Here is a 19,640-nt window from a genome sequence, read left to right on the forward strand (position 1 = left end):
GGTACGGGGCAAAAGCCCATCAGTTTAACGTAGCAATCCTGACGATGGCCCTAAGGCCCCGCCAACCGGGATCACGGATGACTCGCGCCGCGCACGGGCGGGACCGGATCGTGTCCGCCCGGGCAGCCTGGATGGCAGCGGGCGATGCGCCGCGTGCCCAGCCACAATCCCCGCACTACCCCGTGGGTTTCGATGGCCTCGATCGCATAGGCCGAGCACGTCGGGGTGAAGCGGCACTGCTGCCCCACCCAGGGGCTGAGAAAATAACGGTAGAAGCGGATCGGGGCGATGAACAGCGCGCGCATCATGGTGCGATCCGTGCGAGAAGCGCGTCGGCCTCGGTCCGGACCTGGCGTTTCAGCGCGGTCAGGCTGAGGGCGGGCGGGCGGTTCACCAGGCGAAAGACCAAGTCTCCGTCGGGCAGCGCGCCCCGGCGCAAGCGGAAGGCTTCCCGCAGGACGCGCTTGATGGCATTGCGGGTCACCGCCAGGGGCGCATGGCGCTTGGGCACCACCAGGCCCAGCCGGGCTGGGCCGGCCGCCGGTTCGCGCGGCCCGGACACAACGAACAAAGCCCCTCGGGCGATACGCCGCCCCTTGAGGGCAGCCGCGTATTCCGAGGGGCGATGCAGCCGGGCCGCCGGAGGAAAAGCGGTAGGCATGGCGATCATTTCGGGGGCCGCGCCAGACGCGCCGGGCCCCGAAGGGCCAATCAGACGGCCAGGCGCTTGCGGCCCTTGGCGCGGCGGGCGCTCAGGACAGCGCGGCCGGCACGGGTCTTCATGCGCACGCGAAACCCATGGGTGCGCTTGCGACGGGTAACGGAAGGCTGGAAAGTGCGTTTCATGGTGGATCCAAAAGAGCTCGGGGCAAATGGCCCGCTTGGGATAAACAACCCGGAATGGGCCCGGGACCGCATCCCGGGAAATAACCGGCAGGCGCAATTTGCCTACGGCATAGAAAAGCCCTGTATTTCAGCAAATTTACGGCCTCGTGTCAATCACTTGTAGGCATTCCGGCCCTCGCCGGGGAGCCCCGGCCCCGCCAGGCTGTGGATAACTTCGATCGGGAAAGGGTAGAATCGAGGTTTAGCACGATGACCCCTATGAATGAATTCTGGCAGACCTGCGTCCAGAGGCTGGAACAGGAACTCCCCCCACAACAGATCAATGCCTGGATCCGGCCCCTGGTGCCTCTCGACTACGACGAGGAACTCGCGGTCCTGAGAATCGGTGCGCCCAACCGCTTCAAGCTCGATTGGGTCCGCAAGAATTTCTCCACCCGCCTGGAATCCATGGCCTCCGACTGGTATTCCCAGGCGGTGCAAGTACAGTTCGAGCTGTCGGCCCCGGCCGGCCGGACGACGCCCGCCCCCGCCGCCCGGTCCGCGCAGCCGGCCGCCCCGGTTCGGGCGGCCGACGCCGTCGCCGCGGCGGCGCCCGCCGCGGCCGCCCAGCCGGCCCCCGTTCAGGCCGCCACCGACGAATCCATCCAGGATCACTCCCGCCTCAACCGGGATCTGACCTTCGACAACTTCGTCATCGGCAAAGCCAACCAACTGGCCCGCGCAGCCGCCATGCAGGTCGCCGAGAATCCCGGCGTATCCTACAACCCGCTGTTCCTGTACGGCGGCGTCGGCCTGGGCAAGACCCACCTGATCCACGCCATCGGCAACGCCCTGCTCGCCAGCGGCGCCAGCACCCGGGTCCGCTACGTCCACGCCGACCAATACATCTCCGACGTGGTCAAGGCCTATCACCGCCGGGCCTTCGACGACTTCAAGCGCTATTACCACTCGCTGGACTTGCTGCTGATCGACGACATCCAGTTCTTCGCCGGCAAGAACCGTACCCAGGAAGAGTTCTTCTACGCGTTCGAGGCCATGGTGGCCCAGCGCAAGCAGATCATCATCACCTCGGACACCTACCCAAAAGAACTGTCGAACATCGACAACCGCCTGATCTCGCGCTTCGACTGGGGCCTGACCGTGGCCATCGAGCCGCCCGAGCTCGAGATGCGCGTGGCCATCCTGCTGCGCAAGGCCCAGGCCGAACGCATCGTCATGCCCGAGGAAGTCGCCTTCTTCATCGCCAAGCACCTGCGCAGCAACGTGCGCGAACTCGAGGGCGCCTTGCGCAAGGTGTCAGCCTACGCCAATTTCCATGGCCGCGACGTACTCACCGTCGAAGTCTGCAAAGAAGCCCTGAAAGACCTGCTATCGGTGTCCAACAGCCAGATCACGGTGGAGAACATCCAAAAGACCGTGGCCGATTTCTATAAAATCAAGGTCGCCGACATGTATTCCAAGCGTCGGCCCGCAAGCATCGCCCTGCCCCGGCAGATTGCCATGTATCTGGCCAAGGAACTGACCCAGAAGAGCCTGCCGGAAATCGGCGACCTGTTCGGCGGACGCGATCACACCACCGTGCTGCACGCGGTGCGCAAGATCACTGACCTGCGCGCCAAGCAGACCGAGCTGAATCACGCACTCCACGTACTCGAGCAAACCCTCAAAGGATAAGAAGATGCAACTCATTCAAGCGACCCGCGATGCCGTGCTCAAGCCCCTGACGATGGTGGTGGGGATCGTCGAGCGGCGCAATACGCTGCCGATCCTGGCCAACGTGCTGATCCGCAAACAAGGCAGCCAGCTCGAATTCCTCGCCAACGACCTGGAAGTCCAGATCACCACCCGCGCGGATTTCGGCGTGGGCGACGAGGCGCAGGCCACCACGGTCGCCGCCCGCAAGCTGCTCGACATCCTGCGCGCCCTGCCCGAGTCGGGCGACGTCCGGCTGTCCCTGGATGAATCCAAGCTCACCGTCCAGGCCGGCCGCAGCCGTTTCGCGCTGCAGACCCTGGACGCGGCCGACTACCCCACGGTCACTCAGTCCGACCAATGGGCGGCGTCCTTCTCCATGCCCCAGAAAGCGCTGAAGAGCCTGTTCAACCAGGTCCACTTCGCCATGGCCCAGCAGGACATCCGCTATTACCTGAACGGCCTGCTGCTGGTGCTCGAGCCCGGGTGCGTGCGGGCCGTGGCCACCGACGGCCACCGCCTGGCCCACAGCGGCATCGCGGTCGAAGACCAGGCATCCACCCTGGACGTGATCATCCCGCGCAAGACCATCCACGAAATGCAGCGCCTGCTGTCCGACGACGAGCAGGCCGCCGTGCGGATCGACGTCGCCGCCGGCCAGATCCGCTTCCGCTTCGACGATATCGAGGTCGTCTCCAAGCTCGTCGAGGGCAAGTTCCCCGACTATCGCCGCGTCATCCCCTCCGGCTATACCCGGCACTTCGACATCGCCCGCGATCATCTCCAGGCGTCCCTGCAACGCACCGCCATCCTGACGACCGACAAGCTCAAGGGCGTGCGCCTGCAACTGGGAGACAACCTGCTGCGCCTGTCTTCCTCGAACGCCGAGCAAGAAGAGGCCCGCGAAGAGCTCGAAGTCGATTACGCCCAGGAACCGCTGGACGTCGCCTTCAACGTCAGCTACCTGCTCGATGTGCTGACCAACATCAAGACCGACACCGTGCGCTGGTCCGTCCAGCCCGACGCCAACGCTTCCGTGCTGATTACCTTGCCCAACGACGAGGAATTCAAGTACGTCGTCATGCCGATGCGCATCTGAACAGCCTTCGGGCCTGCGCCCGGCCGACGGACTCAACCACAGGATTTTCATGTCAGACCTCACCCCTCAGAATTCTCCGGCCGCCGGTTACGGCGCCGATTCGATCAAGATGCTCAAGGGCCTGGAAGCCGTGCGCAAGCGCCCGGGCATGTACATCGGCGACACGTCCGACGGCACCGGCCTGCACCACATGGTCTTCGAGGTCGTGGACAACGCCATCGACGAGGCCCTGGCGGGCTATTGCGACGACATCGTCGTGACCATCCACGCGGACAACAGCATTTCCGTCATGGATAACGGCCGCGGCATCCCCACCGCGATCCACAAGGACGACGAGCATCACCGCAGCGCGGCGGAAATCGTCATGACCGAGCTGCATGCGGGCGGGAAATTCGACCAGAACTCCTACAAGGTCTCCGGCGGCCTGCACGGCGTGGGCGTCTCCTGCGTCAATGCCCTCTCCGAATGGCTGCGCCTGACGATCTGGCGCAACGGCCAGGAACACCAGATGGAATTCCGGCGCGGCGAACGCGTCGAACCGCTGGCCGTCACCGGCGCGACCGAGCGCACCGGCACCCGGGTCCAGTACCTGGCCGACTCCGAAATCTTCAACAACATCGACTACACCTACGAAATCCTGGCGCGCCGGCTGCGCGAGCTGTCCTTCCTGAACAACGGCGTGAAGATCCGCCTGGTGGACGAACGCACCGGCCAGGACGAGAACCTGGCCTTCCTCGGCGGGGTCAAGGGTTTCGTGCAATACATCAACCGCGCCAAGACCGCCTTGCACGACAACATTTTTGCCGTCAGCACGGAATCCGAGGCCGGCGGCGTGCGCGTGGGCGTCGAGGTCGCCATGCAATGGAACGACAGCTACGCTGAAACCGTTCTGTGCTTCACCAACAACATCCCGCAGCGCGACGGCGGCACTCACCTGACCGGCCTGCGCGCCGCCATGACCCGGGTGCTGAACAAATACATCGCCGACAACGAACTGGCCAAGAAAGCCAAGGTCGACACCTCGGGCGACGACATGCGCGAAGGCCTGGCCTGCGTGCTGTCGGTCAAGGTGCCCGAACCCAAATTCAGCAGCCAGACCAAGGACAAGCTCGTTTCCAGCGAAGTCCGCCCGGCCGTCGAGGAAGCCGTTGGCCGCACCCTGGAGACCTGGCTGCTCGAAAACCCCAACGACGCCCGCGCGCTGTGCGCCAAGATCGTCGAAGCCGCGCGCGCCCGCGAGGCCGCCCGCAAGGCCCGCGAGATGACCCGCCGCAAAAGCGTCCTGGAAGGCGCCGGCCTGCCCGGTAAACTGGCCGACTGCCAGGAAAAAGACCCTGCCTTGTGCGAACTCTACATCGTCGAGGGCGACTCGGCGGGCGGCTCGGCCAAGCAGGGCCGCGACCGCAAGTTCCAGGCCATCCTGCCATTGCGCGGCAAGGTCCTGAACGTCGAAAAGGCCCGCTTCGACCGGCTGCTGGCCAGCGAGCAGATCACCACCCTGATCACGGCCCTGGGCACCAGCATCGGGCCGGATTTCAACATCGACAAGCTGCGCTACCACCGCATCATCATCATGACCGACGCGGACGTGGACGGCGCCCACATCCGCACGCTGCTGCTGACCCTGCTTTACCGCCAGATGCCGGCGCTGATCGAGCACGGTTACGTCTACATCGCCCAGCCGCCACTCTACAAGGTCAAGGTCGGCCGTGAAGAGCGCTACCTGAAGGACGACGCCGAGGAGGCCCAGTTCATGCTGCAACTGGCGCTCAAGGATACCGAACTCGTTCCCCGCGCCGGCGCCGCGCCGATCACCGAAGAGGCCCTGATGGACCTGGCCCGCCAGTACGTCACCGCCGACTCGGTCATCGCCCGCTTGTCGCGCACACTGGATGCCGAAGCCCTTTCCGCCATGGCCGAAGGCGTACAGATCAGCCTGATCGACGAAAACGCTGCGCGGGCCAGCGCCGCCTCTCTGGAACAGGCCTTGCACGATCCGGCCGATCCGCACGGCGTGCACGTCGAGGCCCAATACGACGACATCGAGGAAGCCTGGCGCCTGGCCGTCATCCGCCCGCACTTCGGCAACCTGCGCGTCAGTCTATTCGACCGTCACTTCGTCCGTGGCGGCGACTACGCCATCCTGTCCCGCACCGCCAAGACTTTCCTCGGGCTCTTGGGAGAAGGCGCCGTCGTGCGCCGGGGCTCGGGCGACAAGCTCAAGGAAAAACCCGTTGCCGATTTCCGTGAAGTCATGCAGTGGCTGCGCACCGAAGCCGAACGCGGCATCAGCAAGCAGCGCTACAAGGGCCTGGGTGAAATGAATCCGGAGCAACTCTGGGAAACCACCATGAACCCGGCCGCGCGCCGCCTGCTGCGCGTGCAGATCGAAGACGCCATCGCCGCCGACGAAATCTTCGTCACCCTGATGGGTGACAACGTCGAACCGCGCCGCGCCTTCATCGAGACCCACGCCTTGCAGGCCGGCAATATCGACGTGTGATCCTGTCGATTCCTGAAAAACGGCCAAGTTTCACGGAAAGTTGGCCCGTCGCTTCCCCTAGAAAATGACCGCCTGATCAGCGGTCATTTTTACGGAATACAGTATCCTCCTCCTTGCGGCGCCCCATGTTCCACCCCGACCGTCCCTTCGTCGTCCTGGATGCCTGCGTGTTGATGTCCACGCTGCAGCGTCAACTGCTGCTGCGCGTGGCCGACCTGGGCGTATTCCAGCCGATCTGGACCGAACGCATCGGCGGGGAATGGCGCCGCAACGCGGCACGCTTGTGGCAGATTCCGCCTGAAAAGCTGGTGGCGCAATGGGATGCCATGAACCAGCGCTTTCCCAGCGCAATGGAGACCAACACCACCCCCTACGAAATCGGATTGCGCTACAGCGATCCGAAAGACTTCCACGTGATTGCGGCCGGCCTGGCGCGGCGGGCGCGCTGCGGCCTGCAGCGTCCCCCCGCCGTGCGGGTGATGACCTGGAATCTGAAGGATTTCAACCGATCCGAACTGCGGCGCCAGGGGCTGGATGTGCATTCCCCCGACCAATTGCTGGCCGACTGGTGGCGAGCGGGATCATCGCGTCTGCAAGCCGCTGTGCAGGCTGTGGCCGTCGACTCTGTCGTGCTGGGCCGCGCTCCCGAACCACTGGCCGATACCTTGCAACGCGAGCGGTTGCATCGCCTCGAACGTCTGTTGAGCAAAGCGCCCGTCACAACGCCCGAGTGAAAACCGGATTACCCGCCTGAAACGTCTTCGGGATGCTGGATCAGCAACACCGGCCGCTGCGTCAAGGCCAGCACCCGTCCGGCCACCGACCCGATCACGGCGTCCAGCAGCACGCCCCGTCCGTGCGCGCCCATCACAATCATGTGCGCATCGACCTCTTCCGCATAGCGGGTGATTTCCTGAGGCGCAAAACCCACCCTGGATTCGGTTTCGTGCGGTATGCCCGCCTTCTGAAGAATCTCGGCCGTCGGTTCCAGAACCTTGGCGGATTCCTCCTTGTACCAGCCCTGAATCGACAAGGCATCCACGAATCGGCCCACCTGGGCCGGCAGGCTGGCCGCCACATGCAGGATCCGCACGACCCCGCCCTCGGGAAGCAGCCCGGACTCTGCAATATAGCGGGCAGCCTGAAGGCTGTACGCGGAACCATCCGTCGCCAGCACAATATCCTTCGCCATATGAGCTCCTGTGATTCAGAACGAGAACGCGGACGCTTGTACGCCTCGATGCAACTCTACCGCATGCCAGGGCCCGGCACACGGACGGACCGGAAAAAACCTTGAACTGACGCAAACAATCATCATCCATTGTCCTGATTCCTTTCCCGAAGGACAATAGGACGATGAACCCGACCCTGCTCCACACCCTGGACGAACAACCCCTCACCGTCATCGGCGATATCCACGGAGAAAGCCAGGCGCTCGACGCCTTGCTGGACCACCTCCAGAAAAATCCGGAAACGCGAGACCGTCTGATGGTGTTCATCGGCGACCTGTGTGACCGGGGGCCCGACAGCGTCGGCGTCATCCGGCGGGTGCGGGAACTCGTAGAACAAGGCCGCGCACTCGCCATCCTGGGCAACCATGAAATCAACCTGCTGGCCAACGATGCCAAGGACGGATCCGGCTGGTTCTTCGACAGCCGGGAAAGCTCGGACACTCCCTTTTATGCCCCGTTTTCCCGCGCATCCGCTCGTGAACGGCCTGAAATCCGCGACTTCTTGTGCAGCCTGCCCCTGGCGATCCGCATGCCCGGGTTGCGCATCGTGCATGCTGCCTGGGACCCCGCTTCCATCCAGACCATTGCCGGTTTCCCGCTGGGCAACATCCTGGAACTGATCCGCGAACAGGAATTGAACCTGATTCAGGCGGCCAAGACCGATGATCTGCATGCCCGCTACCGCGGCGAACTCGACCGCTGGGGAAAGCAGCTCGAAGATCCCAATGATCCTCCGCCCTACCTGGATGCCGTGGCGGATTACGAATCGCTCGAACAACGGCTGAACCCTATCAAGCGATTGACCTCCGGCATCGAGGCCCGCAGCCCGCAACCTTTCTTCTCGGGCAATCGCTGGCGCTACTCCGATCGCACGGCCTGGTGGGACCAGGACGACGACCCGACTCCCGTGTTGATCGGCCACTACTGGCGTCTGTTCGAACCTCCGAAGCCGAGCACATCCTGGCGCTACGGAAGACTCTTCGAAGGGGTTGCCCCTGTTGCCTGGCACGGGCGGCATCGGCAGGCATTCTGCATCGACTATTCGGTCGGTGCACGCTGGCGAACCCGCAAATTCCCGGAAAAAAACGCCGAAAACCGTTACCGGCTGGCCGCCATGCTATGGCCCGAACGCATTCTGGTATTCGACGACGGTGCCCGGATTCCGACACTCGATACGGCCGGTGTCGCCTGATTCCCCGAACCCCGCCTGTGGATAAGTCTAGAGCCGCCGTGGTGTGCCCATCCTGCTGACAAGCTGTTCATAAGCCCGCCTCTTTGCCGGAGTCCCGAAACCATCCCCAAAGCATGCCTGAGCCACGCACAAGGACCTGCACAAGAGAAAGCACCATAACTCATTGATTTAAATAGTATTACTGAGTTATCCGAGTTATCCACAGGCACCCATTATCCTTACCAGTTTTATATAAAAGAAAGAAGTAAAACATAAAGAACTCAGCCAGCCAGACCGGAGCGGATGGAATGCAATCGTTCCAACGCCTGGTCCAGGGTGGCATCCAGTTTTGCAAAACATAAGCGCAACAAGCCGTGATTCGACTTCGGGTTGCCAGGCTCCGCATAAAAAGCAGACACAGGAATACTGGCTACACCCACATCGCGTGTCAGGCGGACCGCCAGTTCTTTCTCCAGGCCTGGCCCGAGTGCCTGCGTGTCCACCAGCAAGAAAAACGTGCCTTCGCAATACAGCGGTCGCAACACGGTTTTCTGCAGTCCGGAAACCAAACGATCCCGTTTTTTCTGATAGAACCCGGATAATTCAGAAAGAGTGTCGGACTCGCGCAGATGCCGGGCGATGCCGGCCTGCATGGGCGTACTCACCGAAAAGACGGTGAACTGATGGACCTTCCGGATTTCCGCCGTAATGTCCGCGGGCGCGCAGCAATACCCCACTTTCCATCCAGTGGCATGAAATGTTTTTCCGAACGAAGAGATCAGAATCGTGCGATCTGCCAATGAAGGACGGGTTACGGGGCTCAAGTGGGCCTGCCCGTCGAAGACAATGTGCTCATAGGCTTCGTCCGATAGCAGCAAAATGGGGTGTTTTGAAAGTATCGTTTCCAGAGCGTCCAGATCCTCAGGCTTGAGTGTCAGTCCGGTCGGGTTGTGCGGGAAGTTCAAAACCAACATCCGTGTCTTTGACGTAATGGCGTTTTCGACACGATTCCAATCCAGTCGGAACGCGGGACGGTTTGTTTCAGGTGCCTGCATGGGTATGCGCACTGCGCTGGCCCCCGCCAAGCGGATCGATGGGGCGTACAGATCGTAGGCAGGGTCGATCAGCAGAATTTCATCCCCTGGATGAGCCAGAGCCAGGAAGCTGCTCATCAAAGCTTCCGTGGCGCCCGCTGTCACAGTGATTTCCGAACGGCTTTCATAGACCTGCCCGTGTTGCGTCTGAACCTTGGATGCGATGGCCTCCCGCAACACCGGCATTCCTGCCATAGGGGCGTATTGGTTGTGCCCTTGCCTCATGGCATCGCTCACTGCTTGGATCAAGGCATCGGGCGGCGGGTAGTCCGGAAATCCTTGTCCCAGGTTGATGGCTTGGCATTGCTGCGCTAAGGCACTCATTTCAGTAAAGATGGTTGTTCCAACGTGAGGCAGTTTTGAAGGCAGAGGTTTTGACATAGGAGTTTGTTTGATTTCTGTTGGTTTTAGGATTCGTTTTTGAGCACGGCGCGTTCAGTTGCGGATACAATCGCGCCTAAGGGAAAACTATGATTTGACTTTTCATATTGCGTAGTTATGCTCCCTGTTGCAATGCAATCTAGCAGTACGCACGTCTCGCACACGGCATGCCCTGTTGCTCTGAGCTACTCCGGCACGATCTGTTTCGTTTCAGCGTTCTTGATTCATTGTTTTCTTTCATTCATTTAGGACGTTTCAGATCATGGCTCAAACGGGCAAAGTCAAATGGTTCAACGCTGAGAAAGGCTTCGGCTTCATCACGCCGGATGCCGGTGGCACCGACGTGTTTGCGCACTTCTCCGCCATTGAAGGTCGCGGCTACCGCAGCCTGAACGAAGGCCAAGCCGTGCAGTACGAAGTCAAGGATGGCCCCAAGGGCCCCCAGGCTGCTGAAATCCGCCCGCTGTAATCAGCGTTTGGTTTTCTGAAAGGCACTCTTCGGAGTGCCTTTTTTATGCCCGGGTATTGATCTGAAAATTCTGAGACTTGAAAACTTGTACCCTTGTTGTTCAGGGTTTGTCCACAGTTTTATCCACATATTGTTTTTCATAAACTTAATGTGTTTCACGTGGAACATCCAGGACGAATTCGATGAAACGAATCATTTGATTGAAGGTGTGTTTCGCCCGTAGAAATTGACGTCTCGATCAATCGACTGGTTATCAATTCGGAAGATAATCTCTGAAAATCTCTCGAACGATTGGTTGATGAATCAACGAGAGGTCCTTCCGATCAGCTTGGCTAAGGTTTGAACTAACTGATTTTGTTGTGTCCGCTGTGGAAAGGCTTTAGCTTGCTCCGCTCTCTGACGATGTGTTGAGTTGGTTTCGTTTTGATAGGATGGTTTCCCTTAGCCAAGCGGATGAAACTTCCGAGGCAGATACTCGTTGGGGTCTGGTTATGTTCCACGTGAAACACATAGACTCTGTTTCACGTGGAACATTTTTCTCAGGGGTTCGCGAAGTATAATTCCAGGAACCTTCCTGTTTATCCCTATGAATTACTCAGAAGAATTCGATGTCCTCGTGATCGGTGGTGGTCATGCCGGGGCGGAAGCCGCATTGGCATCTGCCCGTATGGGTGCGTCCACGCTGTTGTTGACCCATAATATGGACACCTTGGGCCAGATGTCCTGCAATCCCTCGATTGGTGGGATTGGTAAGGGGCATCTGGTGAAAGAGGTTGATGCTCTGGGCGGGGCCATGGCTTGGGCAACGGATCAGGCGGGGATTCAATTCCGGATACTGAATCGTTCAAAGGGGCCCGCTGTGCGGGCCACGCGTGCACAAGCCGATCGGTCTTTATACCGGCGCGCCATGCGGATGATTTTGCAGGGACAGAAAAATCTGATGATTTTTCAGCAAGCCGTAGATGATCTGATTCTGGAAGGAGATCGGGTCGTCGGGGCGCGGACTCAGATTGGTCTTGAGTTTCGGGCCCGAGCGGTAGTCCTGACGGCGGGCACGTTTCTGAATGGTCTCATGCACGTTGGTTTGTCGCACTATGCGGCTGGGCGGGCGGGGGATCCACCAGCGACCAGTCTGGGCCAGCGACTCAAAGAATTGAAGCTGCCTCAAGGACGTTTGAAAACAGGGACGCCGCCACGTCTCGACGCCAACACAATTGATTTTTCCAAGACAGAGATCCAAGCTGGGGATACAGACCCAGTGCCGGTATTTTCATTCCTTGGCCGGGCCGATATGCACCCGGAGCAAGTGCCGTGTTGGATTACCCATACCAATGAGCGTTCGCACGAAATTGTGCGCTCGGGTCTGGATCGCTCGCCGATGTATAGCGATCAAGGTGTGATCGAGGGAGTCGGGCCCCGGTATTGTCCTTCGATCGAAGATAAGATTCACCGATTTGCCGACAAGACCAGCCATCAAGTCTTTCTGGAGCCAGAAGGGGCGTCTTCCCGCGAAATCTATCCCAATGGGATTTCAACCAGTCTGCCGTTCGATATTCAGTTCGCTTTGGTACGCAGCCTGCCTGGTCTGGAAAATGCCCGCATCATGCGGCCAGGTTATGCGATCGAGTATGACTATTTTGATCCTCGGCACCTGCATGCCTGGCTCGAAACCCGGTCAATCCGCGGATTGTTTTTTGCAGGGCAGATCAATGGCACGACAGGCTACGAAGAAGCAGCCGCCCAAGGCTTGCTGGCGGGTGCGAATGCTGCCTTGCACGCCATGGAACGAGCGCCTTGGACGCTGGATCGAAGCCAAGCGTATTTGGGCGTGTTGGTGGATGATCTTGTAACAAAAGGCGTTACCGAACCTTACAGAATGTTTACGTCCCGCGCGGAATATCGTCTCAGCCTGCGCGAAGACAATGCTGATCTGCGGCTCACGGAAATCGGGCGGACATTGGGCCTGGTGGACGATGCGCGTTGGGACGCCTTCAGCCGCAAGCGCGATGCGGTGGAGGCTGAAATCCAGCGCTTGAGCGAGACCCGTGTCAATCCCGCCGTGCTGGATGCCCATGCCCGCGAACGCCTGGCCTTGCAGCGGCCTGACCGCCATCCCAGCCTGCTGGATCTGCTGCGGCGCCCCGATGTCGAATACGACGCCCTGATGGCTCTACAAGATACGCAAGGCGTATTGCTGGCCGGTCCGGGGCTGGGTGATCCCGTGCAAGCCGAACAGGTTGGCATCCAGGTCAAATACGCCGGCTACGTGGATCGTCAGCGCGACGAGATAGAACGCCAGAAAGCCCAGGCGGATCAGGAAATTCCGGATGATTTTGACTACGCCGGCGTAGCGGGTCTGTCGAATGAAGTCCGGCAGCGACTCGAAGCCTCGCGCCCCCTCACCATCGGGCAGGCGGCGCGGATTTCCGGCATCACGCCGGCAGCCGTGTCCCTGCTGCTGGTCCACCTGAAGCGGCATGCGCGCGGACGGCGGGCGGCATGACCGGCCTGTACCATCCGCACTTCGAAACGCGCCTGGAAAAGGCCCTGGATGCCTTGGGAATGCAATCGGACCATGCCTGCATCCCCGCGCTGCTGGGCTATCTGCAGCAGTTGCAACGCTGGAACAAGGCCTACAACCTGACAGCCATCCGGGATCCCGAAAAAATGCTGGTGCAGCATGTGTTCGACAGCCTGGCCATCGTGCCTGTGCTGCGCGACCGCTGGCCGGACCGTGATCTGCGGGTCGCGGACATGGGGTCGGGCGCCGGTTTACCGGGTATCATTCTGGCCATCTGCCAGCCAGGTTGGTTCGTCGTCTGCGTGGATGCCGTCGGCAAGAAAACCGCTTTCATCCGGCAGGCGGCCGGCATTCTGGGGCTCAAGAACGTGCGCGCGGAACATGGCCGCATCGAATCCATGGACAGCCTGCAGGCCGATCTGGTGATTTCGCGCGCGTTCGCTTCGCTGACAGATTTCGTGCGCGTCGCCGCGCATCATCGCGCGCCCGGCGGCGCGATGATGGCCATGAAGGGTCAGGATCCCGTGGCGGAACGGGCCGCCCTGGAAACAGAGACTGGCTGGTTCGTGAAACATGCCGTTGAACTGAGCGTGCCCGAGATGGACGCGCACCGCTGTCTGCTGGAACTCGAAACCGGTCCCGAAGGAACCTCATGACTGTTGATCGTCCGAAATCCGCCCGCGTATTCTGTATCGCCAATCAGAAGGGCGGCGTGGGCAAGACCACCACGGCCATCAATCTGGCGGCCGCGTTGGCCCTGCACGGCCAGCGCGTGCTGCTGGTCGACCTGGATCCGCAGGGCAATGCCACCATGGGCAGTGGCGTCGACAAGAATGCGGCCTCCATCAATTTGTATCAGGTACTGATCGGCGAGGCCGACGTGGCCGGCGCCCGGATCCGTTCCGAGAGCGGCGGCTACGACGTGCTGCCTTCAAATCGGGAATTGTCCGGCGCCGAGATCGACCTGGTGCAGATGGATGATCGTGAAATGCAGCTCAAGCGGGCCCTGTCCAAGGTCTCCGGGGATTACGACTTCATCCTCATCGACTGTCCCCCGACCTTGTCTCTGCTGACGCTCAATGGTTTGGCGGGCGCCCATGGCGTGATCATCCCCATGCAGTGCGAATACTTCGCGCTGGAAGGCCTGTCCGATCTGGTCAACACCATCAAACGGGTCTACCGCAACTTGAATCCGGATCTGGAGCTGATCGGCCTGCTGCGTGTCATGTTCGATACGCGCATGACGCTCCAGCAGCAAGTCTCCGCCCAACTGGAATCGCATTTCGGAGACAAAGTCTTCAAGACCGTCGTGCCGCGCAACGTGCGCCTGGCCGAGGCGCCCAGCCATGGCCAGCCCGGCGTGGTCTACGACAAGTCGTCCCGGGGCGCGCGCGCCTACCTTGCCTTCGGCGAGGAACTCATCCGCCGTGTCGGCGGCCAGATTCGCCGGCGCGCCGCCTGAGCGGCCCGGCTGGCATCACCCATAGGAAAAACAGACGATGGCCACTCGAAAAAAAGGACTTGGACGCGGTCTGGACGCTTTGCTGGGCGCCGACAACGGTGCGTTGGATGCGGTAGGCCGCCAGAAGGACGATGCGCCCAATCAGTTGCCGCTCGACGTTTTGCGCGCGGGCCGCTACCAGCCGCGCACCCGCATGGACGAAGGCGCGCTGAACGATCTGGCCGAATCCATCCGTGCCCAGGGCATCATGCAACCCATCCTGGTGCGGCCTCTGGAAGGCGAGGCCGGACAGTACGAAATCATCGCCGGCGAGCGGCGTTTTCGCGCTGCGCGTCTCGCCGGCCTGGATACGGTTCCCGTGCTGGTGCGCCAGGTGGCCGACGAGAACGCTGCCGCCATGGCGCTGATCGAGAACATCCAGCGCGAAGACCTCAACCCGCTCGAGGAAGCCCACGGCGTGCGCCGCCTGCTGGACGAGTTCGGTCTCACTCATGAGCAGGCCGCCACGGCCATCGGCCGCTCGCGCTCGGCCACCACCAATCTGCTGCGTCTGCTGAACCTGGCCGAACCGGTGCAGACCATGCTGCTGGCCGGCGATATCGACATGGGCCATGCCCGCGCCTTGCTGGCGACCGATGCCGCGCGGCAGATTCTTCTGGCCCATGAAGTCGTGGCCCGGCGGCTGTCCGTGCGTGAAACCGAAAAGCGCGTCTCGCGCGCCCTGCGCGAAGCTGACGAAACCCTCTCCACGCCGGCCGGCCGCGCGGCCCGCAAGGCGGATGGCGTCCGTTCGGGTGATCTGGACCGGCTGGAAAAAGCCTTGTCCGATCATCTGGCGACCCAAGTGAAGATCCGGACCGGCGCGCGCAAGGGCGGGCAACTGGTCATCGAGTTTTCCGACTGGAATCACCTGGATGCGCTGCTGGAGCGCCAGGGCCTGGGCTCCGTTCTGGCGGACCGCGACGCCGTCGCTTGACAAGAGTTTTCTATATCTTCATAATTCGGGATTCGCTTCGGTGGGGTGCCCGAGTGGTTAAAGGGGGCAGACTGTAAATCTGTTGGCCTTGCGCCTACGTTGGTTCGAATCCAACCCCCACCACCATAGCGAGACGCCTCATGCTCAATCGAGGGGCGTCGCAGGGATCCGAATCGCGGGTGTAGCTCAATGGTAGAGCAGAAGCCTTCCAAGCTTACGACGAGGGTTCGATTCCCTTCACCCGCTCCAGCGGGTCCGGTTCGACGGATGTCGAAATGAATATTGCCCATGTGGCTCAGTGGTAGAGCACTCCCTTGGTAAGGGAGAGGTCATGCGTTCGATCCGCATCATGGGCACCACACTATCTTGGATCATTCCATAGTCAGGAGTCAGCCATGGCAAAAGGCAAGTTTGAACGGACCAAACCGCACGTGAACGTGGGTACGATCGGCCACGTTGACCACGGCAAGACGACGCTGACGGCGGCGATCACGACGGTGCTGGCCAAGGCGATGGGCGGCGAAGCCAAGGGCTACGACCAGATCGACAATGCGCCCGAAGAGAAGGCGCGCGGGATCACGATCAACACCTCGCACGTGGAATACGAGACGGCCAACCGTCACTACGCGCATGTGGACTGCCCGGGTCACGCGGACTATGTGAAGAACATGATCACGGGTGCGGCGCAGATGGACGGCGCGATTCTGGTGTGCTCGGCCGCTGACGGCCCGATGCCGCAGACGCGCGAGCACATTCTGCTGGCCCGCCAGGTGGGCGTGCCCTACATCATCGTGTTCCTGAACAAGTGCGACATGGTCGACGACGAGGAGCTGCTGGAACTGGTCGAGATGGAAGTGCGCGAGCTGCTGTCCAAGTACGACTTTCCGGGCGACGACACGCCGATCATCAAGGGTTCGGCCAAGCTGGCGCTCGACGGCGACGAAGGTCCGCTGGGCGCGCAGGCGATCATGCAACTGGCCGAGGCGCTGGATAGCTACATCCCGACGCCCGAGCGCGCGGTCGATGGCGCGTTCCTGATGCCTGTGGAAGACGTGTTCTCGATCTCGGGCCGGGGCACGGTGGTGACGGGCCGCGTGGAGCGCGGCATCATCAAGGTGGGCGAGGAAATCGAGATTGTGGGCATCCACGACACGGTCAAGACGACGTGCACGGGCGTGGAGATGTTCCGCAAGCTGCTGGACCAGGGCCAGGCGGGCGATAACGTGGGGATTCTGCTGCGCGGCACCAAGCGCGAGGAAGTCGAGCGCGGCCAGGTGCTGGCCAAGCCCGGTTCGATCCACCCGCACACGAACTTCACGGCCGAGGTGTACATTCTGTCCAAGGAAGAGGGCGGCCGCCACACGCCGTTCTTCAAGGGCTATCGTCCCCAGTTTTACTTCCGCACGACGGACGTGACGGGCACGATCGAGCTGCCGGCCGACAAGGAAATGGTGCTGCCGGGCGACAACGTGTCGATGACGGTGAACCTGATTGCGCCGATCGCCATGGAAGAGGGCCTGCGCTTTGCCATCCGCGAAGGCGGCCGCACCGTGGGCGCCGGCGTCGTCGCCAAAATCATCAAGTAATTTTGTAGTACAATGGTGGGCTGGCCTAGCCGCCCACCTCTTTTTTTCAAAAAAACGGGGTGCGGCAGCACCGCCGTTTTTCGAGGTTTAGGGGTATAGCTCAATTGGCAGAGCGTCGGTCTCCAAAACCGAAGGTTGAGGGTTCGATTCCTTCTGCCCCTGCCACCGATCTCATTGCCGCAGCAGCGGCGTCGAACACCCGTATATGTCTCACCAGAACGTAGAAACCGTCAGCCGTGCCGCCGAACGTATCAAGCTCGGTCTGGCCGTGCTCGTGATCGTTGCGGGTATCGTGGCGTATTCGGCCCTTGTGGATTCGCCCGGCTATGTGCGCGTGGGCGCTTTCATCGCGGGCCTGATCCTGGCCGCGGTCATCGTCTGGTTCAGCGACACCGGCCGGCGCACTTTCGCCTTCGGCCGCGAATCGTACAACGAGGCGCGTCGCGTCATCTGGCCCACGCGCCAGGAAACCACGCGCATGACGGCGATCGTGTTCGCCTTCGTGCTGGCCATCGGCGCTTTGCTCTGGCTCGCCGACAAGCTGCTGGGCTGGGTCATTTACGGCCTGCTGCTGGGCTGGAACTAAGGAACGAAAACCGCATGAGCAAGCGCTGGTACGTCGTCCATGTCTATTCGGGCATGGAAAAAAGCGTCCATAAGGCCCTGGTCGAACGCATCGAGCGTGCCGGGCTGCAGGATTCGTTCAGCCGCATTCTCGTGCCCTCCGAGGAAGTCGTCGAAATCAAGGACGGTCGCAAGTCGATTTCCGAGCGTCGCATTTTCCCGGGCTATGTCCTGGTCGAGATGGATCTCACCGACGAAACCTGGCACCTGGTCAAGAGCACCAATCGCGTCACGGGCTTCCTCGGCGGCTCCGGCAATCGTCCGGCCCCGATCTCCGAAAAGGAAGTCGAAAAGATTCTTTCCCAGATGGAAGAAGGCGTGGAAAAACCGCGTCCCAAGGTTCTCTTCGAAATTGGCGAAACCATCCGCGTCAAGGAAGGCCCGTTCGCGGACTTCAACGGCAGCGTCGAGGAAGTCAACTACGAGAAAAGCAAAGTCCGCGTGTCGGTCACGATCTTCGGTCGCGCCACCCCGGTCGAGCTTGATTTCAGTCAGGTCGAAAAGGTCTGATTTTTTACCGCCAGGTCGCGCTACGGTCAAGCGTCCCCTCGGGGAAATGAACCAGACTCGGGATCGTCCCTGCGGACTGTCCCGGGCCTGACAAATCCGGGCAGCATGCAAGCTGCCAGGTGGACGCAAACCGAAGACGCGGCGTGGGGGCGTTTATTAACCCGGGGAGCCGGCCCTTTCGAGGGTGGGCGCATGTACCCGACAGGAGCATCGCATGGCGAAGAAAATCGTCGGCTTCATCAAGCTGCAAGTGCCAGCTGGTAAGGCCAACCCCTCTCCCCCGATCGGTCCGGCGCTGGGTCAGCGCGGTCTGAACATCATGGAATTCTGCAAGGCGTTCAACGCCAAGACCCAGGGCATGGAGCCCGGTCTGCCGATCCCCGTGGTGATCACCGCTTTCGCCGACAAGAGCTTCACGTTCATCATGAAGACTCCGCCGGCCACGATCCTGATCAAGAAGGCTTCCGGCGTCCAGAAGGGTTCCGCAACGCCCAACTCGGCCAAGGTCGGCACGCTGACGCGCGCCCAGGCCGAGGAAATCGCCAAGACCAAGCAGCCCGACCTGACGGCCGCCGACCTGGACGCCGCCGTGCGGACGATCGCCGGTAGCGCCCGCAGCATGGGCATCGACGTGGAAGGAGTCGTCTGATCATGGCCAAGTTGAGCAAACGCGTCGCCGCCATCGCGGCCAAGATTGATCGCACCAAGCTGTATCCGGTGGCCGAGGCCATTGCGCTGGTCAAGGAAACCGCCACCGCCAAGTTCGATGAGTCCATCGACGTTGCCGTGCAATTGGGCATCGACCCCAAGAAGTCCGACCAACTGGTCCGCGGCTCCGTGGTGCTGCCCGCCGGCACCGGCAAGACCATGCGCGTCGCTGTTTTCGCCCAGGGCGAAAAGGCCGAGGCCGCCAAGGCCGCCGGCGCCGATATCGTCGGCATGGATGACCTGGCCGCCAGCATCAAGGCCGGCAACATCGATTTCGACGTCGTCATCGCCTCGCCCGACACGATGCGTATCGTCGGCGCCCTGGGTCAGGTCCTGGGGCCCCGCGGCCTGATGCCGAACCCCAAGGTCGGCACCGTGACGCCCGATGTCGCCACCGCCGTCAAGAACGCGAAGGCCGGCCAGGTGCAGTATCGCACCGACAAGGCGGGGATCATCCATGCCACGATCGGCCGCGCGTCTTTCGATGTCGAGAAACTGCAAACCAATCTGGCTGCGTTGATCGACGCCCTGAACAAGGCCCGCCCCGCCGCGGCCAAGGGTGTTTATCTGCGCAAGGTCGCCGTGTCCTCCACCATGGGTGGTGGCGCGCGCGTCGAAGTGGCCTCGCTGGCCGCGTAAGGCCAGCCAACAGAACTTTGGGCTGTGCCCGGCCGCAAGGCCGGGCGCCGCTGTCAAAGACCGCTGGAGCCGATCGCCTCGGCGTGACGCTTAATACCGGGCCGTACCGCCGGATCCAGCGTAGACG

The 19,640-nt window shown here is 61.6% G+C and carries 20 protein-coding genes and 4 tRNA genes; 19 read left to right on the forward strand and 5 right to left on the reverse strand.

All coding sequences use genetic code 11. The features are described 5' to 3' along the window. Positions 1 to 71 precede the first annotated feature (71 nt). The 3 genes from yidD to rpmH are packed head-to-tail and all read right to left on the reverse strand — an operon-like array spanning position 72 to position 846. Positions 72 to 308 (reverse strand): membrane protein insertion efficiency factor YidD, encoded by a 237-nt coding sequence (gene yidD, locus ABRZ00_RS05260; protein ID WP_343837395.1) that lies wholly within the window; start codon positions 306 to 308, stop codon positions 72 to 74. Continuing rightward, complete coding sequence (locus tag ABRZ00_RS05265; RefSeq protein WP_368642708.1) at positions 305 to 661, reverse strand: ribonuclease P protein component; 357 nt, start codon at positions 659 to 661, stop codon at positions 305 to 307. Before ABRZ00_RS05265 ends, yidD begins: the two co-directional genes overlap by 4 nt. Positions 662 to 711: 50 nt before the next feature. Beyond that, complete coding sequence (gene rpmH / locus ABRZ00_RS05270; RefSeq protein WP_043679136.1) at positions 712 to 846, reverse strand: 50S ribosomal protein L34; 135 nt, start codon at positions 844 to 846, stop codon at positions 712 to 714. A 258-nt stretch (positions 847 to 1,104) separates the two neighbouring features. Here rpmH and dnaA point away from each other — a divergent pair, with 258 nt between their 5' ends. The 4 genes from dnaA (at position 1,105) to ABRZ00_RS05290 (ending at position 6,874) form a co-directional block, all read left to right on the forward strand. Continuing rightward, entirely contained in the window at positions 1,105 to 2,520 is a 1,416-nt protein-coding gene (gene dnaA / locus ABRZ00_RS05275; RefSeq protein ID WP_368642707.1) for a chromosomal replication initiator protein DnaA, read from the forward strand. 4 nt (positions 2,521 to 2,524) lie between these two features. Continuing rightward, complete coding sequence (gene dnaN / locus ABRZ00_RS05280) at positions 2,525 to 3,637, forward strand: DNA polymerase III subunit beta (protein ID WP_343835954.1); 1,113 nt, start codon at positions 2,525 to 2,527, stop codon at positions 3,635 to 3,637. Between the two features lie 49 nt (positions 3,638 to 3,686). Further along, positions 3,687 to 6,140 (forward strand): DNA topoisomerase (ATP-hydrolyzing) subunit B, encoded by a 2,454-nt coding sequence (gyrB, locus tag ABRZ00_RS05285; RefSeq protein ID WP_368642706.1) that lies wholly within the window; start codon positions 3,687 to 3,689, stop codon positions 6,138 to 6,140. A 125-nt stretch (positions 6,141 to 6,265) separates the two neighbouring features. Beyond that, entirely contained in the window at positions 6,266 to 6,874 is a 609-nt protein-coding gene (locus ABRZ00_RS05290; protein WP_368647858.1) for a PIN domain-containing protein, read from the forward strand. Positions 6,875 to 6,882: 8 nt separating this feature from the next. Here ABRZ00_RS05290 and ABRZ00_RS05295 read toward each other — a convergent pair whose 3' ends face one another. After that, positions 6,883 to 7,332: a universal stress protein gene (locus ABRZ00_RS05295; protein ID WP_368642704.1), complete on the reverse strand. Its 450-nt coding sequence runs from the start codon at positions 7,330 to 7,332 to the stop codon at positions 6,883 to 6,885. Positions 7,333 to 7,496: 164 nt separating this feature from the next. On the opposite strand from ABRZ00_RS05295, the gene ABRZ00_RS05300 reads away from it, so the two are divergent. After that, a complete protein-coding gene (locus ABRZ00_RS05300) occupies positions 7,497 to 8,564 on the forward strand; it encodes a metallophosphoesterase (protein WP_368642703.1) in 1,068 nt (355 codons plus the stop codon). 260 nt (positions 8,565 to 8,824) lie between these two features. Here the strand turns inward: ABRZ00_RS05300 and ABRZ00_RS05305 are convergent, their stop codons facing one another. Further along, positions 8,825 to 10,018 (reverse strand): methionine aminotransferase, encoded by a 1,194-nt coding sequence (locus tag ABRZ00_RS05305; protein ID WP_368642702.1) that lies wholly within the window; start codon positions 10,016 to 10,018, stop codon positions 8,825 to 8,827. Between the two features lie 262 nt (positions 10,019 to 10,280). Here ABRZ00_RS05305 and ABRZ00_RS05310 point away from each other — a divergent pair, with 262 nt between their 5' ends. From ABRZ00_RS05310 to rplA, 14 genes are all read left to right on the forward strand, one after another. Then, positions 10,281 to 10,487: a cold-shock protein gene (locus ABRZ00_RS05310; protein WP_043679103.1), complete on the forward strand. Its 207-nt coding sequence runs from the start codon at positions 10,281 to 10,283 to the stop codon at positions 10,485 to 10,487. A 586-nt stretch (positions 10,488 to 11,073) separates the two neighbouring features. Continuing rightward, positions 11,074 to 12,990, forward strand: a complete 1,917-nt coding sequence (gene mnmG / locus ABRZ00_RS05315; protein ID WP_368644572.1) for a tRNA uridine-5-carboxymethylaminomethyl(34) synthesis enzyme MnmG — start codon at positions 11,074 to 11,076, stop codon at positions 12,988 to 12,990. Beyond that, positions 12,987 to 13,664, forward strand: coding sequence for a 16S rRNA (guanine(527)-N(7))-methyltransferase RsmG (gene rsmG / locus ABRZ00_RS05320; RefSeq protein WP_368642700.1), 678 nt, complete (start codon positions 12,987 to 12,989; stop codon positions 13,662 to 13,664). Before mnmG ends, rsmG begins: the two co-directional genes overlap by 4 nt. Then, positions 13,661 to 14,470 (forward strand): AAA family ATPase, encoded by an 810-nt coding sequence (locus tag ABRZ00_RS05325; protein ID WP_343835945.1) that lies wholly within the window; start codon positions 13,661 to 13,663, stop codon positions 14,468 to 14,470. The genes rsmG and ABRZ00_RS05325 overlap by 4 nt, the downstream gene beginning before the upstream one ends. Positions 14,471 to 14,507: 37 nt before the next feature. Next, positions 14,508 to 15,446, forward strand: coding sequence for a ParB/RepB/Spo0J family partition protein (locus tag ABRZ00_RS05330; protein WP_368642699.1), 939 nt, complete (start codon positions 14,508 to 14,510; stop codon positions 15,444 to 15,446). Between the two features lie 39 nt (positions 15,447 to 15,485). After that, positions 15,486 to 15,572: transfer RNA gene (locus tag ABRZ00_RS05335), tRNA-Tyr, on the forward strand. 49 nt (positions 15,573 to 15,621) lie between these two features. Continuing rightward, positions 15,622 to 15,695: transfer RNA gene (locus tag ABRZ00_RS05340), tRNA-Gly, on the forward strand. A 35-nt stretch (positions 15,696 to 15,730) separates the two neighbouring features. Beyond that, positions 15,731 to 15,805 (forward strand) — tRNA-Thr (locus ABRZ00_RS05345). Positions 15,806 to 15,841: 36 nt separating this feature from the next. Further along, entirely contained in the window at positions 15,842 to 17,032 is a 1,191-nt protein-coding gene (gene tuf / locus ABRZ00_RS05350) for an elongation factor Tu (RefSeq protein WP_368639903.1), read from the forward strand. 89 nt (positions 17,033 to 17,121) lie between these two features. Continuing rightward, positions 17,122 to 17,197: transfer RNA gene (locus ABRZ00_RS05355), tRNA-Trp, on the forward strand. A 40-nt stretch (positions 17,198 to 17,237) separates the two neighbouring features. Continuing rightward, complete coding sequence (gene secE / locus ABRZ00_RS05360; RefSeq protein ID WP_343835969.1) at positions 17,238 to 17,618, forward strand: preprotein translocase subunit SecE; 381 nt, start codon at positions 17,238 to 17,240, stop codon at positions 17,616 to 17,618. A gap of 14 nt (positions 17,619 to 17,632) precedes the next feature. Continuing rightward, positions 17,633 to 18,166, forward strand: coding sequence for a transcription termination/antitermination protein NusG (gene nusG, locus ABRZ00_RS05365; RefSeq protein WP_343835968.1), 534 nt, complete (start codon positions 17,633 to 17,635; stop codon positions 18,164 to 18,166). A gap of 214 nt (positions 18,167 to 18,380) precedes the next feature. Then, positions 18,381 to 18,815: a 50S ribosomal protein L11 gene (gene rplK, locus ABRZ00_RS05370; protein WP_343835966.1), complete on the forward strand. Its 435-nt coding sequence runs from the start codon at positions 18,381 to 18,383 to the stop codon at positions 18,813 to 18,815. A 2-nt stretch (positions 18,816 to 18,817) separates the two neighbouring features. Beyond that, entirely contained in the window at positions 18,818 to 19,513 is a 696-nt protein-coding gene (gene rplA, locus ABRZ00_RS05375) for a 50S ribosomal protein L1 (RefSeq protein WP_343835965.1), read from the forward strand. Positions 19,514 to 19,640 lie beyond the last annotated feature (127 nt).

Origin of the sequence: Castellaniella ginsengisoli, assembly GCF_040955415.1 — a bacterium.
GTDB classification, from domain to species: Bacteria; Pseudomonadota; Gammaproteobacteria; order Burkholderiales; family Burkholderiaceae_B; genus Castellaniella; species Castellaniella ginsengisoli.